Origin of the sequence: Aeromonas sp. 1805, from assembly GCF_013085525.1 — a bacterium.
In the GTDB taxonomy this organism is placed as follows: Bacteria; Pseudomonadota; Gammaproteobacteria; order Enterobacterales; family Aeromonadaceae; genus Aeromonas; species Aeromonas hydrophila.
Window position 1 is genome coordinate 3344591 of the sequence record NZ_CP038515.1, and the last position, 14601, is coordinate 3359191.

The following is a 14601-nucleotide window of genomic DNA, read 5'->3' on the forward strand; positions in this document are numbered from 1 at the left end:
GGATTATTGCAGAGAGGTCCAGTTAGATCAACGATTGATAATCATTATCATTTTGTTTTTATGATCCTGATCAGACTGCATTTTTTGATGAAGGCATCAGTAGCAAAGCGGGCCAACGTTTGCGCCTGCAGGGCGCAAGGCGGGCAGACGGGGGATGAAACGGCGGAGGGTGGCAAGGTGTTGGCCGAAGGCTTGGCAGCTCATGCCAAGGTGATATCGGCAATAAAAAACCCGCTGCAGGAGCGGGTTTTCAAGGGGCATGAGGCGGCTATCAGGGGGCGCGATAGAAGCGGTTCAGCTCGTTCATCACCTGGATCATGACGCCCATGTCGGGGGTGCCGTGCTTGATGGGACGGTAGCTGTTTCGCTCCAGCAGCTCGAAGTCACCCTGCTTGTTGAAGTGGGTGATGGTGTTGCCCTGATAGATGGCAAAGTCGCGCTGATCCCCCGCCAGCAGCCAGTTGCGCGGGCTGGTGTCGAACAGGTTGCGGCCGATGCTGTAGTCCCGTGGCGCATTGCGCACTCCCAGCATGCTCTGCATCAGGGTCGGTACCAGATCCAGGTGGCTGCTCACCGGGCTCGTCGGCAGGGTATCGTTGCCCGGCCAGGCCAGCACGAACGGCACCTGCACCTGATAGGGCGAGTAGTTGGTGCCATAGCCCCAGCTGTTGTTTTGGGTCTCGTTGAACTCCTGACCATGGTTGGCGGTGACCACGACGATGGTTTGCTCACTGAGCCCCTGCTGTTGCAGCTTGGCCAGCATCTGTTCCAGCAACTGGTCGGTATAGAAGACCGCATTCTTGTAGCGGTTCTCCAGCTTCACCAGATTCTCGGCCTGATAGGCGGTGGCCGGGTTGAACTTGGTGAGCTCCGGCTGGAAGGGCCCCTTCACGTTGGCCGGCAGCTGGTAGTCACCCGGGCTCGACAGATAGACCAGCGAGAACCAGGGTCTGTCTGGCGAGCGCTTGGCAAGCCACTGCTGCCAGTCGCCGATGAGCTGGGTGTCGTCGGTCTGCTCGGAGACGAACACCTGCTTGCGCAGGCCGGAGAGAATGCTCTGGCGGTACTTCTGGGCATCTTCCAGCGCGCCGAACAGGCCGAACTGGTAGTCCTGGCGCAGCATCTCGTCGAACAGCACCGGCGGCGTCTTGTCGTTGCGAATGTCGTCGTAGTAGTGACCCGGCAGGCCGTAGAACAGGCTGAACATCCCCATCACATCGTCGTTGCCACCGCTCATGTGGTTGGCAAAGTTGAGGTGCTGATCCGCATAGCGCTGCAGATTGGGCATGTTGATGTTGTTGAGCATGTCGGCCCGCAGGGAGTCGACCACCACGATCAGCAGGTTCTTGTGGGTCAGCGGGGCGTTGACGCTGAGCGGACGCAGCGGGTAGCGCAAGCGGCTAGCATTGTCACCATCCTGCGACTCGGCCTTCTTCTCGTACTGATCCAGATCCAGCCAGCCGTGCTTGGCGAGGAAGCTCTTGGCGGTCATCGGGTAGGAGAGCGGGAAGTTGGCGCGCTGCATGGTGATGGGCTGATACAGGGTGGCATCGGCCCAGCTGTTGACCACGTGGGTCAGGATGAAGCAGACCAGCAGGGCCAGCCCCACCTGATTGCCGTACTGACGGCGCTTGCGCTTGTTGATCTTGCGCCAGACATAGGCCGACAGCAGCAGCTGCACCAGGAAGATGGTGGGCACCGCCACGAAGATGATGCTCCAGATCGAGCCCTCCTCGGTCTGAGCCTGATCCAGCAGCAACTGCCACACCTGGCCGTTGAGGTGGAACTTGAACAGCTGGAACACCTGGGTGTCGATGAGCAGCAGCACCAGCGCCAGGGTGGCGATGATGGCCGAGATGAAGCGCAGCGGCTTCTCTTTGGGCAGCACGAAACTCAGGGGGAAGATCGTCAACAGATAGGTGACAAAGCTCAGAAACGAGAAGTGACCGATCCAGCTGATGATGAGATAGGTCACGCCGAGCGTGGTCGACGGCCAGCTGATCGCCCCCAGGTAGCGGGTGGCAATCAGCATGGCCAGAATGATGTTGAAGAAGGAGAACCAATGCCCCCAGGTGATCAGGCGAGAAACATTATCACGATAGGGGTTGCCGGTTTCGACCATAGTGATCCATCTGCTTGAAAAACATCAAAGAATGCGAAGAGACTCAGTGAGCATCGTGGCGATGATCCACCGAGGCGGTGAGCGCCTGGATGTATTTTTCGGTGATCGCCTGACGCTGGGCCGGGGCCATGCCATTGATGATATTGGTGGTCAGGTTGCCGAGCACCATCAGACTCAGATCCACCGGCGCCTTGTGCTTCTCCAGGGCGGTGATCAGGTCGTTCATCAGGGCGTCAAACTGCTCGTTATTGTACTTTGATACGATGGGCATAATCTTGGGTTCATCTCGGTTCAAAGCGCCTTATAATACTTCACCCTTTCGGCTAACACTATGGCTTTGTGACATGAGTCTCGATATCGACAAGATCATTCTTCACTCCCTGCGCCAGGGCGGCGATGGTCAACCTCACGCCGACACCCGCAGCCAGCTTCTGCCTGCCGATGAGGCGGTACAGGGGCTGATGGCGGAGCTGCATCGCATTTACAACGGCAAGGGGGGCAAGGGCTTCGGCTTCTTTGCCGACCCCGAGGCCGCCGTCGCCGAGCTGGCGGAGGGGGAGAGCGTCCCCAAACAGCCTTCTCCGCTCTTTCGCATCGCCCTCGAACGGCTGCTCGGCGAACAGACCGACTTCGTCCCCTTCTCGGTCGAGATGACCCAACTGCTGGTCAAGCAGCTGGTGGAGCACGCCCTTGACGAGCAGGGGGTGCTGCTGTTTGCCAAATACAACTACGTGGGGGTGGATTATCTGATGATCGCCCTGCTGGAGGGCAAGGAGAGCGTCACCGTCAGCGAGGCGCTGGAGCTGCGTCACATCCAGTATCTGGATATCGGCAAATTGAATCTGGTGGCCCGCATCGATCTGACCGAATGGAAAACCCAGCCGGATTCGCGCCGTTATATCACCTTCAGCAAGGGTCGGGTCGGTCGCAAGCTGGGTGACTTTTTCATGGATCTACTGGGTGCCCGCGAGGGGATGGATGCCAAGATCCAGAATAAGGGGCTGCTGCAGGCGGTGGACGATTATTGCGACAGCCGCCAGCTCGAGCCAGCCGAGCGCAACGACTACAAGAAACAGGTCTTCAAATATTGCACCGAGCAGGCCAGCGCCGGTGAAGAGATCGAGATCAAGGAGCTGTCGGCGGAATTGCCGGGCGATGGCGATCTCGATTTTTACAGCTTCATCGGTCAGGAGTACGAGCTGGAAGATCGCTTCCCGGCCGACCGTTCGACCCTGCGCGGCTTGACCAAGTTCGTCGGCTCCGGTGGCGGCCTGACTTTGAGCTTCGAGCAGAAGCTGCTCAACAGCCGGGTGTTCTACGATCCCCAGACCGATACCCTGACCATCAAGGGGGTCCCGCCCAACCTCAAGGATCAGCTGCTGCGCCAGTCGTAATGTGATCTGCTTTCCAGTTTTGGCAAAAAGACACCGCACTTCGCTGCGGTGTCTTTTTATTTAACGGGGTAGGCAGCAGCGAAACCAACTCGGTGCTTTGTTAACAAATTAAACAGAATAATCCCCGTGAAAGGGTTTTCAGTGAGGTGAAAACCCTTTCATTCATGTTTTTTTATTTCTCTTTGGTAATTTAATTTCTTAATTTGGCGATAAATATGCCAATAAATAGCGATAACCCCCTGAAATAAGAAAATGTTTTCAGAACTTTCTGGAAGAAAATACGTAATTGCGTTTCAAAAATGCGAGTTGCGTCATGTGAGGCGGTAACGGCTTGGGATAATATTCATCTCGCACACAATGCTCTTACAGCGCGGAACTAATACAAGGAAAGGCTCATGAAAAAGAAATTGCTGTCATCCCTGATCGGTCTGGCTACTCTGGGCGTGGCTTGCTCTGCCACTGCCGCCATTGACGAAGGTCAACTGACCATCTGGATTAACGGTGACAAGGGATACAATGGTCTGGCCGAAGTAGGTAAGAAGTTTGAAGCCGAAACCGGCATCAAGGTGACGGTTGCGCACCCTGATCAGGTGGAAGTGAAATTCCAGCAAGCCGCTGCCACCGGCAACGGTCCGGACATCTTCTTCTGGGCTCACGACCGTTACGGTGAGTGGGTCAAGGCCGGTCTGCTGGTCCCCGTGACCCCGAATGCAGCCACCAAAGCCAAGTTTGAACAGTTCGCCTGGGATGCCATGACCGTCGATGGCAAGACCTACGGCTACCCGGTTGCCGTGGAAGCGGTCAGCCTGATTTACAACAAGGATCTGCTGCCGGAGCCGCCGAAGACCTTCGAAGAGATCGCCAAGATTGACGAGACCCTGAAGAAGAACGGCAAGCGCGCCATCATGTGGGCCTATGACACCCCCTATTTCAGCTACCCGCTGGTGGCTGCCAACGGTGGTTATGCCTTCAAGAAAACCGCTACCGGTTATGACGTGAAAGACACCGGCGTCGCCAACGCGGGTGCCAAGGCTGGTGTCGGCTACATCTCCGAGATGATCAAGTCCGGTCACCTGGAAAAAGGCATCGACTACGGTGTGATGGACGCCAAGTTCAACAAGGGCGAAGTGGCCATGATGATCAACGGTCCCTGGGCCTGGAGCAACCTGGACAAGAGCGGCATCAAGTACGGCGTAGCGCCGCTGCCGACCCTGAAGGGTAAACCGGCCAAGGCCTTCGTCGGCGTACTGGGTGCCACCATCAACGCCGCCAGCCCGAACAAGGATCTGGCCATCGAGTTCCTGGAAAACTACCTGCTGACCGACGCCGGTCTGGCACCGGTCAACGCCGACAAGCCGCTGGGCGCCGTGGCGCTGAAGTCCTTCCAGAAGACCCTGGAATCCGATCCGCACATCAAGGCAACCATGCAAAACGCCCAGAATGGCGAGCCGATGCCGTCCGTGCCTGAGATGAGCCGTTTCTGGTCCTCCTTCGAAACTGCCCTCAAGAACGTAACCTCCGGCCGTCAGAGCGTTGACGAAGCCCTGGATACCGCTGCCAAGCGTATCGTTCAGTAAGCACGCACTACCCGGGAGGCCGCAATGGCCTCCCACTCTCTCAAATCTCTCTTGGCGTTATAAAGGTTAATTGGCATGGAAGTAGTACCTTCTATTGAATCCTATGCCGGTCCGAAGGATAAGCACACCTGGCTTAAGTGGACCATTGCTGCTCTGGTAGCCATCCTCAACGGTTATGCAGCCGTGATGATGTACGCCAGCGGTGAGTGGGTATTCGCTCTGCTGGATCTGGTGGTGGTCTCCGTCGGTCTGTATGTCTTCATGAACAAGAAGACCTATGCCCACCGCTATATCTTCCCCGGTGTGGCCGGCATGGTTGTTTTTATCATCTTCCCTCTTGCCTACACGATCGGCATCGCCTTCACCAACTATTCGGGATCCAACCTGCTCTCCATCGAGCAGGCGCGGGATTACCATCTGAAAAAAACCTACAAGGTGGCGGGCGGTGAATTCGATTTCACCCTCTTGGGTGGTGAGAACAATCAGTTTCAGCTGCTGCTGAAACAGGACGACCAATCCTTTATCAGTCAACCCGTTACCCTGATGAGCAACAAGGCCCGTGAACTGGCTGTCCGCGAGGGCAGAGTCCATGAACCGGTGCAAGTTGTTCAACTGCAACACCTGGCAGGGGAGGCCGTGGACAAGGTGGCTCCCATCCGGGCCATCGTCGACCATCGCACCCACCTGAGCGCACTCGATCTGGTGCTGCCGGATGGCGGAACCCACCTGACCCTGAGCAGCCTGCGCAAGTTCGCCGCCCAGAAGCAGCAGTACACCCGTCTGCTGGACGGTGCCGTGCTCAAGTCCGGGGTGGTGATCAAAGACAGCAACCTGCTGCGTGACAACCAGAGCGGCGAGCTGATGCTGCCCAACGGCGACACCGGCTTCTATCAATACATCGACGAGCAGGGCCAGTTTGTCGGCAAGAGCGTAGCGCCAGGTTTCGTGGTGAGCGTGGGCTGGAAGAACTTCGCCCGCATCGTCACCGATCCGGGTATCCAGGCACCGTTCCTGCAGATCTTCATCTGGACCGTGATTTTCTCCGCCTGTTCGGTGGGCTTCACCCTGGCCATCGGCATGGTGCTGGCCTGTCTGGTGCAGTGGGAGTCCCTCAAGGGGCGCGGCTTCTACCGGGTCATGCTGATCCTGCCCTATGCCATCCCGGCGTTCATCTCCATCCTGGTGTTCAAGGGCTTGTTCAACCAGAACTTCGGTGAGATCAACCTGTTCCTGGAAGCGGCGTTCGGCATCAAGCCGGACTGGTATACCAACCCCTTCCTGGCCAAGGTGATGATCCTCATCGTCAACACCTGGCTTGGCTACCCCTACATGATGATCCTCTGCATGGGCCTGCTCAAAGCCATTCCGGAAGATCTCTATGAAGCGTCCGCCATGGACGGTGCCGGTCCGGTGCAGAACTTCTTCAAGATCACAGTGCCGCTCTTGATGAAGCCGCTGACGCCGCTGTTGATTGCCTCGTTCGCGTTCAACTTCAACAACTTCGTGCTCATCCAGTTGTTGACCAACGGCGCGCCGGACATCATAGGCGCCAGCACCCCGGCCGGTACCACCGACCTGCTGGTGAGCTACACCTACCGGATCGCGTTCCAGGGCTCGGGTGGTCAGGACTACGGTCTGGCCAGTGCCATCGCCACCGCCATCTTCCTCATCGTGGGTGCGCTGGCCTTGCTCAACCTGAAATTGTCCAAAGCCGACAAGCAACTGTAAGGAGGCTTCAACATGGCAATCGTACAACCCAAATCAGTCAAATACCGGGTGTGGGCAACCCACCTGGTGATGTGGGGCTTCCTGGCACTGATCATCTTCCCGCTGATCATGGTCATCGCCATCTCGTTTAGAAACGGCAACTTCGCGGTAGGGGAGATCATCCCCTCCAACCCGACCCTGGATCACTGGAAGCTGGCGCTGGGCATGTCCATCACCAACGCCGACGGCAGCATCACGCCGCCGCCGTTCCCGGTGCTGACCTGGTTGTGGAACTCCATCAAGATCGCGGGCATCACCGCCCTGATGATCGTGGTGCTCTCCACCACCTGTGCCTACGCCTTTGCCCGCCTGCGTTTCCGTGGCAAGTCCACCATCCTGCAGGGCATGCTGATTTTCCAGATGTTCCCGGCGGTGCTGGCACTGGTGGCCATCTATGCGCTCTTCAACAAGATTGGTGACTACATCCCCTGGCTGGGTCTCAACACCCACGGCGGCCTGATCCTGGCCTACATGGGCGGCATCGCCCTGCACGTCTGGACCATCAAGGGCTACTTCGAGACCATCGACTCCTCCCTGGAGGAGGCGGCGGCCATCGACGGTGCCACCCCGTGGCAGGCATTCCGCCTGATCCTGCTGCCGCTGTCGGTACCCATCCTGGCGGTGGTGTTCATCCTGGCCTTCATCGGTTCCATCACCGAGGTGCCCATGGCCTCCATCCTGCTGCAGGATGTGAACAATCTGACCCTGGCGGTCGGGGCTCAGCAGTACCTCTATCCGCAGAACTACCTGTGGGGCGACTTTGCCGCAGCCGCCGTGCTGTCGGGCTTCCCCATCACAGTGGTGTTCCTGCTCGCACAGCGCTGGTTGGTAGGTGGTCTCACTGCCGGCGGCGTGAAAGGTTAAGGTTCATGGCCGGGGGAGCCGACTCCCCCCGCCATCACGATTTGCAAAGATTCAAGAGCGGAGCTCGACATGGCTGAAGTAGTACTCAACAACGTTCGCAAAAATTACGACCCGGCTGTTCACAAGGACACCCTGCGCAATATCAACCTGGCCATCAAGGAAGGGGAGTTCATCGTCTTCGTCGGTCCGTCCGGTTGCGGCAAGTCCACCCTGCTGCGGATGATCGCAGGTCTGGAAGACATCACCAGCGGCGAGCTGACCATCGGCGGTCGTTACATGAACGACGTGCCGCCGGTAGAGCGCAACGTGGGCATGGTGTTCCAGTCCTACGCCCTCTATCCGCACATGAACATCTACGAGAACATGGCCTTCGGCCTCAAGCTCAAGAAGATGGACAAGGAGAACATCCACAAGCGGGTGATGCGCGCCGCCGAGATCCTGGGTCTCGAGCCGCTGCTGGACCGCAAGCCCAAGGCACTCTCCGGCGGTCAGCGCCAGCGGGTCGCCATCGGTCGCTCCATCGTCCAGCAGCCGCAGGTGTTCCTGTTTGACGAACCCCTATCCAACCTGGATGCCGCCCTGCGGGTCAAGATGCGCATCGAGATTGCCAAGCTGCACAAGGAGCTCAACTCCACCATCATCTACGTGACCCACGACCAGGTGGAGGCCATGACCCTGGCCAACCGCATCGTGGTGCTGAGCCCGCTCAAGGGCGAGGCGACCACCAACCTGGAGCAGTTCGGCACCCCGCTCGAGCTCTACCACAACCCGGACAACAAGTTCGTGGCCGGCTTCATCGGCTCTCCCAAGATGAACTTCCTGGCTGGCGAGCTGGTGGAGATTGGCGAGCAGGAGTGCGTGGTCAAGCTGACCACCGGCGATACCGTGCGTGCCCGGGTTGATGCCCGCAGCGGCGCGGTCGGCGACAAGGTGGAGCTGGGCATTCGTCCCGAGCACCTGGTGCCGCTGGATCACCCCCATGCCGACAGCAAGGTGAGCGGGGTGGTACAGGTGGCTGAACACCTGGGGGCCGAATCCTTCGTCTACATGGACGTTGCAGGCCACGACTTCACCGTCAAGGCCAGCTCCGACGTGGACGTGGCCACCGGTCAGCAGTACAGCGTCGGCATTCCGGCCGAAGCCTGCTACCTGTTCGATGCCAAGGAGCAAGCCTTCCCGCGCACGGCCAAATACATCCGCACCTGACCAGGGGCGGCTGCCGAGGTTTTCCTTTCTTTAGATTCAATGCCTTTTTGCCGGTCGCAAGACCGGCTTTTTATTGCCTGCCGTTTGGCGAGAACGGCAGGCGAGGTGGCAAGGCTCAGCCCTCGAGTGCGGCGGTAATGTCGGGCACGAAGTGCTGGTTGGCCAGCGGCGGGCGCTCATACCCCTCGGTGTTGATGGGGGGCAGGGTGATGGGCTCGTAGTGGATCGCCTCATAGGGGACCTTGCCCAGCAGGTGGGAGATGCAGTTGAGGCGGGCGCGGCGCTTGTCGTCCGCCTCCACCACGAACCAGGGGCAATCCTCGGTGTCGGTGTAGGTGAACATGTCGTCCTTGGCGCGGGAGTACTCCACCCAGCGCGAGCGGGACTGCAGGTCCATAGGGCTGAACTTCCAGCGCTTGATGGGGGTGTTGATCCGCTCCTTGAACCGTTTTTCCTGCTCCTCGTCGCTGACCGAGAACCAGTATTTGATCACCGTGATGCCAGAGCGGATCAGCATCCGCTCGAACTCGGGGCAGGCCCGCAGAAACTCGCGATACTCGTTGTCGCTGCAAAAGCCCATCACTCGCTCGACCCCGGCCCGGTTGTACCAGGAGCGGTCGAACAGCACCATCTCGCCGGCGGCGGGCAGGTGGGCCACATAGCGCTGAAAGTACCACTGGGAGCGCTCGCGATCCGAGGGGGCGGGCAGCGCCGTGACCCGGCAGACCCGGGGGTTGAGGGGCTCGGTGATCGCCTTGATGACGCCCCCCTTGCCGGCGGCGTCGCGGCCCTCGAACAGCACCACCACTTTGAGCCCCTCCTGCTTGACCCACTCCTGCAGCTTGACCAGCTCCTCCTGCAGATGGGCGAGGTGGTGTTCGTAGGTTTTCTTGTCCAGGCGCGGGCGTTTCTTGCTCTTGTCCTTCGGCATGTTCTTCTCCTTATTGACACTTTTCCAGATTGCACCAGGCAGGCGTCACTGCCAAGAGGGTCGTGCTACACTGCCGCCCCGTCAATAGTCGGCACCAGAAACAGGAGAAAACATGAAGCAATTTATGGAGATCGCGGGCCGCCAAATGGCCTATCTGGACGAGGGGCAGGGCCCGGTACTGTTGTTTGGTCACAGCTACCTGTGGGACAGCGCCATGTGGGCGCCGCAAGTCGAGGCCCTCAAGGGGCAGTATCGCTGCATCGTGCCCGAGCTGTGGGGCCACGGCGATTCCGACGCGCTGCCCGAAGGGGCCTGCACCCTGGCGACCCTGGCACGCGATCATCTGGCGCTGCTCGATGCGCTCGGCATCGATGAGTTCGTGCTGGTGGGGCTCTCCATCGGCGGCATGTGGGGCGTCGAGCTGGCACGCATGGCTCCCGCGCGCCTCAAGGGCCTGGTGCTGATGGACAGCTTTGTCGGTCTTGAGCCGCAGATCACCTGCGAGCGCTACCTCGGCATGCTGGCGATGATCGAGCAGCTTGGCACCATCCCGGCCCCCATCGTCGAGCAGGTGGCGCCGCTGTTCTTTGCCGACCAGCCGGATGCCGACCTGATGAGCGGTTTCAAGGCGCGCCTCGCCGCCTGGCCGGCCGACAAGGTGGCCGCCATGGTGGCGGTGGGCCGCAGCTTCGTGACCCGCGAGGATCGCATCGAGTGGCTGGAAGCGATCAGCGTGCCTGCGCTGGTGATGACCGGCAGTCAGGACAAGGCGCGGCCGGTGCTGGAAGGCTATCTGATGGCCGAGGTGCTGGGTTGCCCGTTCAAAGAGGTCCCGGCGGCTGGCCACATCGCCTCGCTGGAGAACCCCGCCTTCGTCAATGAGCAGCTCGGCGCGTTTCTGGCTGCGCTCTAAGGCGTGCGCCGCAGATGAAAAAGGGAGCCGAGGGCTCCCTTTTGTTTGTTCGTATTTCACGGCGAATCACAGTTACCAGATATAGCCGAGGGCAAATCCTGCATAGAGTTCGCTATCATGCTGGACGATGGGGCTGCTTTTAATATCCCGATCATACAATTCGTAGTTCATGGCAAACATGCCAATCCAGTTGGGGCTGAAGCGATAGCTGGTGATGAGCGCCGCCATGGGGGAGAGGGTTGAGCCCGTATCCCAGGCCGGGCGCTGGGCGGTGGCCTCGCTTTCGGAGATGCCGCCGAAGTAGTAGTTGGCCATCTTGTCGCTGCGCAGCATCAGCCCCATCCCCGGCATGATCAGCAGGTTGTCGCGCTGGATGGGGAAGTCGGCCCACAGCAGTAGCTCCTGACCCTTGCTGCGGCCGGTGATGTCGCTGTTGGCCCGCACGGTCAGCAGGGCGTAGGGAGTGATGATGTTGCCACCGATCCCGCCTTCCAGCTGCCATTTGCGCTGTTCCATGCCGATGAAGGCGGGCGACTCCTCGGGATCCAGATTGCCAAAACGCACCCGGCCATAGCCATACAGGGCGACATGTTCGTCCTTGTGGAAGTAGTAACGCGCCCGATCGCCGAGAAACATGAACTGCTTGCCGAAGTAGATAAAGCCCGGGATGGCGTAGGTGGCATTATCCTGCGCCTCATAGCGAGCTTGTCCCCCGATGAGCGCCGCACCGGCGACAAAGCCTTGTGGCACCGGGCTGGTGGGACTGTCGCTGGTGAGCAGATCCATGGCGCCAAGGTCGATATCGGCACGGGCGGGCATGGCGGCCGCGAGGAGCAGGGCCGTCAGCCCTGCTGCTCTGATTTGACGCAAAAAGGTCATGGACACTCCGTTGTCACGATTGCATGGGAAGTTGGTTATTTCGCGGCGCTCGGCAGATCTTCACGTTTTGGCCAGGCGTTGAGCACCGCCTTGACCAGGGTGGCGAGGGGAATGGCGAAGAAGACCCCCCAGAATCCCCACAGGCCGCCGAACACCAGCACGGCGATGATGATGGCCACCGGATGGAGGTTGAGCGCCTCGGAGAAGAGGATGGGCTCCAGCACGTTGCCGGTGAGCACCTGAATAACGGTGTAGACCACCATCAGCCAGGTGAACTCCGGGGTCAGTCCCCACTGGAACAGGGCCACCATGGCCACCGGTACCGTCACTGCGGCGGCGCCTATGTAGGGGATCAGCACCGAGAAGCCGACCGCCACCGCCAGCAGCACCGAGTAGCGCAGCCCCAGCATGGCGAAGGCCACATAGCTGATCACCCCGACGATCAGGATTTCGATGACCTTGCCGCGGATGTAGTTGAGGATCTGCTCGTTCATCTCCACCCAGACCCGGTTGACCAGGGTGCGGTTGCGTGGCAGGAAGCGGCGCAGTCCGCCCATCAGGATCTGCTTGTCCTTGAGCATGAAGAACACCATCAGCGGCACCAGGATGGCGTAGATGAGGATGGCCACCACGTTGATGAGGGAGCTGAGGGAGGCGCTCACCAGCTGCTCGCCCCCGGTCAGGATGCGCTGGCGGATGTTGTCGATGATGGTCTCCACCAGGGTGACGTTGATGAGCTCGGGATACTGCTCCGGCAGGGTGCGCACATAGTCCTGGGCATGGGAGAGCATGGCCGGGGACTCCTTGGCGAGGTTCAGCCCCTGGCTCGCCAGGGTCGGGATGAGCCCGAGGAACGCCATGGCGGTGAGGGCGATGAACAACAGCAGGATGAGACTGGTGGCCAGGGTACGCGAGAGCCCGGCCCGCTGCAGCCGGCTCACCGGCCACTCCAGCAGGTAGGCCATCACCAGCGCCACCAGCAGCGGCGCCAAGAGATCACCGAACAACCAGAGCACGGCGAAACAGGCCACCAGCAGCAGAAACAGGGTGACGGCATCGGGATCGGAGAAACGGGTCTGATACCAGCGCTTGATGACTTCTAACATGGCGACATCCTTAGGTTACTGGGGCTTGCCGTGGTGCTTTGCCCCGACCACCAACTGCAAAGAGAGGGTATTGTCTGGCGCCTCCTGCAACGTGAAGGCATGACCCTGGCGTTGCAGATAGGCGGGAATGTCCTGCCGGGAGCCGGCATCGGCCAGCCGGATGGACAGGGATTGACCGGCGTTGGCCTGACGCAGCCAGAGCTTGAGCCGGATCAGCGGCTCGGGGCAGCGCCAGGGGGTCAGGTCGAGGTATTCCATGGAGGCTCCATCGCGCGTGAGGCGGCTATTATGGCCGTGATGAGAGCGCGAAACAACGCTTGTAGCCCTTGATGGGCAAGGGTATTCTGCCGGTGTCCCGGTAGGGTCTGATTGGAGATAGAGATAACGTGGCACGCTTTTCCCCCCTGATGGCATCGCTCCCCCTGCTGGCTTCCCTGATGGGTGCCACTTTCCATGCTCAGGCCAACAACCAGCTTCCCGACATCGGCACCGCCGGGGTGGCCGCCCTGCCCATCGAGCAGGAGGTGCGCTACGGCAACGCCTTCATGCGTTTTGCCCGGGCCGGCTTGCCGATCATCGATGATCCCGTCTTGAGCCAGTACATCGACGATCTGGGCCAGCGGCTGCTCTCCAACGCCGATGGTGTGCGTTTCCCGTTCACCTTCTTCCTCATCAACGACCCCAGCATCAACGCGGCCGCCTTCCTCGGCGGGCGGGTCAAGGTGCACACCGGCCTGTTTCTCTATGCCGACAGCGAGAGCGAACTCGCCTCGGTACTGGCGCACGAAATCACCCACGTGACCCAGCGCCACATCGCCCGCTACATGGAAGCGCAGGCGAGCAGCTCCGCCATGACCCTGGCCGGGCTGGTGGGATCCATCGCGCTGGCGGTGATCAACCCCACCGCGGGCATCGCCGCGCTGCAGACCACGCTCGGTCTCTCCATGCAGTCGGCCATCAACTACACCCGCGACAACGAATACGAAGCGGACCGGATCGGCATGAAGACCCTCTACGACGCCGGCTTCGATCCCATGGGCATGGCCAACTTCTTCCAGAAGCTGGCGGCCGAGTACCGCTACGCCAGCAAGCCGCCTGAGATGCTGCTGACTCACCCGCTGCCGGAGACCCGGATCAGCGAGGCGCGCGCCCGGGCGGGCAGCTATGGCCGTCGGGATCTGCCGCCGAGCCTCGACTTCTGGCTGGCCAAGGTGCGCATCCAGGTGCGTTTTGGCACCGAGAGCCCGCAGGCCCTGCTCACCTATTTTGACAACCGCCTGCAGAAGGGGGACTACCCGCTCAAGGATGCGGCCACCTACGGCAAGGCGCTGGCGCTGCTGCAGCTCAAGCGCACCGACGAGGCCGACGCCCTGATGCAGGAGCTGGCGACTCGCCACCCGGAAGATCTGTTCGTGGTGGATGCCCTCACCGACATCGACCTGGCCAAGGGGCGCAGCGCCCAGGCCATCGCCCGGCTCGAGAAGTTCCGCACCCGGATGCCGGACAACGAGGTGGTGGTGGTGAACCTCGGCAACGCCTATCTGGAAGGGGGCAACTACAAGAAGTCCATCGCCATCCTCGACCCCTATGCTCGCGAGCACGAAGAGAACAACCTGGCCTGGAGCCTGCTCTCCGATGCCTATCGCAAGGCGGGCAGGATGACCGATCTGCACATGGCACGGGCCGAGATGCTCTCCCTGCGCGGTGACTACCAGGCGGCCATCGACGAGCTGATCGTGGCGCGCGGCACCACCAACGACAAGTTGACCCTGGCCAGGCTGGAGGCGCGCATCACCGAGCTGGAGCGGGCCAAGAAGGATCTCGACAGCCTCAAGGGCTGAC

Annotated in this window: 13 protein-coding genes; 7 read left to right on the forward strand and 6 right to left on the reverse strand. The window is 60.4% G+C overall.

Features of this window, described 5'->3' with window-relative positions; genetic code table 11:
• Positions 1 to 271 precede the first annotated feature (271 nt).
• Positions 272 to 2122 carry a DUF3413 domain-containing protein gene (locus E5E96_RS15750; RefSeq protein WP_139389220.1) on the reverse strand — a complete coding sequence of 617 codons (1851 nt, stop codon included), beginning with the start codon at positions 2120 to 2122 and terminating at the stop codon, positions 272 to 274.
• Between the two features lie 43 nt (positions 2123 to 2165).
• Complete coding sequence (locus E5E96_RS15755; RefSeq protein ID WP_011705556.1) at positions 2166 to 2393, reverse strand: DUF1414 domain-containing protein; 228 nt, start codon at positions 2391 to 2393, stop codon at positions 2166 to 2168.
• A 73-nt stretch (positions 2394 to 2466) separates the two neighbouring features.
• Between E5E96_RS15755 and yejK the strand changes: the two genes are divergently transcribed.
• The 5 genes from yejK to E5E96_RS15780 all read left to right on the forward strand — a co-directional run bounded on the left by yejK (position 2467) and on the right by E5E96_RS15780 (position 8930).
• Positions 2467 to 3516 (forward strand): nucleoid-associated protein YejK, encoded by a 1050-nt coding sequence (gene yejK / locus E5E96_RS15760; RefSeq protein WP_171282568.1) that lies wholly within the window; start codon positions 2467 to 2469, stop codon positions 3514 to 3516.
• Between the two features lie 395 nt (positions 3517 to 3911).
• Complete coding sequence (gene malE / locus E5E96_RS15765; protein WP_011705558.1) at positions 3912 to 5093, forward strand: maltose/maltodextrin ABC transporter substrate-binding protein MalE; 1182 nt, start codon at positions 3912 to 3914, stop codon at positions 5091 to 5093.
• Positions 5094 to 5168: 75 nt separating this feature from the next.
• A complete protein-coding gene (gene malF / locus E5E96_RS15770) occupies positions 5169 to 6821 on the forward strand; it encodes a maltose ABC transporter permease MalF (RefSeq protein ID WP_024943710.1) in 1653 nt (550 codons plus the stop codon).
• A 12-nt stretch (positions 6822 to 6833) separates the two neighbouring features.
• Positions 6834 to 7724 carry a maltose ABC transporter permease MalG gene (malG, locus tag E5E96_RS15775; protein ID WP_005299600.1) on the forward strand — a complete coding sequence of 297 codons (891 nt, stop codon included), beginning with the start codon at positions 6834 to 6836 and terminating at the stop codon, positions 7722 to 7724.
• Positions 7725 to 7793: 69 nt separating this feature from the next.
• Entirely contained in the window at positions 7794 to 8930 is a 1137-nt protein-coding gene (locus tag E5E96_RS15780; RefSeq protein ID WP_011705560.1) for an ABC transporter ATP-binding protein, read from the forward strand.
• Positions 8931 to 9045: 115 nt separating this feature from the next.
• Here the strand turns inward: E5E96_RS15780 and ppk2 are convergent, their stop codons facing one another.
• Complete coding sequence (gene ppk2 / locus E5E96_RS15785) at positions 9046 to 9861, reverse strand: polyphosphate kinase 2 (protein ID WP_045526273.1); 816 nt, start codon at positions 9859 to 9861, stop codon at positions 9046 to 9048.
• Positions 9862 to 9973: 112 nt separating this feature from the next.
• Here ppk2 and E5E96_RS15790 point away from each other — a divergent pair, with 112 nt between their 5' ends.
• Positions 9974 to 10774, forward strand: coding sequence for an alpha/beta fold hydrolase (locus E5E96_RS15790; protein WP_171282569.1), 801 nt, complete (start codon positions 9974 to 9976; stop codon positions 10772 to 10774).
• 72 nt (positions 10775 to 10846) lie between these two features.
• Here E5E96_RS15790 and E5E96_RS15795 read toward each other — a convergent pair whose 3' ends face one another.
• The 3 genes from E5E96_RS15795 to E5E96_RS15805 are packed head-to-tail and all read right to left on the reverse strand — an operon-like array spanning position 10847 to position 13017.
• Positions 10847 to 11653 carry a MipA/OmpV family protein gene (locus E5E96_RS15795; RefSeq protein ID WP_171282570.1) on the reverse strand — a complete coding sequence of 269 codons (807 nt, stop codon included), beginning with the start codon at positions 11651 to 11653 and terminating at the stop codon, positions 10847 to 10849.
• Positions 11654 to 11688: 35 nt separating this feature from the next.
• A complete protein-coding gene (locus tag E5E96_RS15800) occupies positions 11689 to 12759 on the reverse strand; it encodes an AI-2E family transporter (protein WP_011705564.1) in 1071 nt (356 codons plus the stop codon).
• A 15-nt stretch (positions 12760 to 12774) separates the two neighbouring features.
• Positions 12775 to 13017, reverse strand: a complete 243-nt coding sequence (locus E5E96_RS15805) for a sulfurtransferase TusA family protein (protein ID WP_017409936.1) — start codon at positions 13015 to 13017, stop codon at positions 12775 to 12777.
• Between the two features lie 128 nt (positions 13018 to 13145).
• Between E5E96_RS15805 and E5E96_RS15810 the strand changes: the two genes are divergently transcribed.
• A complete protein-coding gene (locus E5E96_RS15810) occupies positions 13146 to 14600 on the forward strand; it encodes a M48 family metalloprotease (RefSeq protein ID WP_348981351.1) in 1455 nt (484 codons plus the stop codon).
• The last annotated feature ends 1 nt before the right edge of the window (position 14601 follow it).

Bases quoted from the DNA above. Each gene is read 5' to 3' on its own strand.
- malG (WP_005299600.1), top strand. From the start codon at position 6,834: ATGGCAATCGTACAACCCAAATCAGTCAAATACCGGGTGTGGGCAACC.
- E5E96_RS15800 (WP_011705564.1), bottom strand. From the start codon at position 12,759: ATGTTAGAAGTCATCAAGCGCTGGTATCAGACCCGTTTCTCCGATCCC.
- E5E96_RS15755 (WP_011705556.1), bottom strand. From the start codon at position 2,393: ATGCCCATCGTATCAAAGTACAATAACGAGCAGTTTGACGCCCTGATG.
- malE (WP_011705558.1), top strand. From the start codon at position 3,912: ATGAAAAAGAAATTGCTGTCATCCCTGATCGGTCTGGCTACTCTGGGC.
- E5E96_RS15790 (WP_171282569.1), top strand. From the start codon at position 9,974: ATGAAGCAATTTATGGAGATCGCGGGCCGCCAAATGGCCTATCTGGAC.
- malF (WP_024943710.1), top strand. From the start codon at position 5,169: ATGGAAGTAGTACCTTCTATTGAATCCTATGCCGGTCCGAAGGATAAG.
- E5E96_RS15750 (WP_139389220.1), bottom strand. From the start codon at position 2,122: ATGGTCGAAACCGGCAACCCCTATCGTGATAATGTTTCTCGCCTGATC.
- ppk2 (WP_045526273.1), bottom strand. From the start codon at position 9,861: ATGCCGAAGGACAAGAGCAAGAAACGCCCGCGCCTGGACAAGAAAACC.
- E5E96_RS15780 (WP_011705560.1), top strand. From the start codon at position 7,794: ATGGCTGAAGTAGTACTCAACAACGTTCGCAAAAATTACGACCCGGCT.
- yejK (WP_171282568.1), top strand. From the start codon at position 2,467: ATGAGTCTCGATATCGACAAGATCATTCTTCACTCCCTGCGCCAGGGC.
- E5E96_RS15795 (WP_171282570.1), bottom strand. From the start codon at position 11,653: ATGACCTTTTTGCGTCAAATCAGAGCAGCAGGGCTGACGGCCCTGCTC.
- E5E96_RS15805 (WP_017409936.1), bottom strand. From the start codon at position 13,017: ATGGAATACCTCGACCTGACCCCCTGGCGCTGCCCCGAGCCGCTGATC.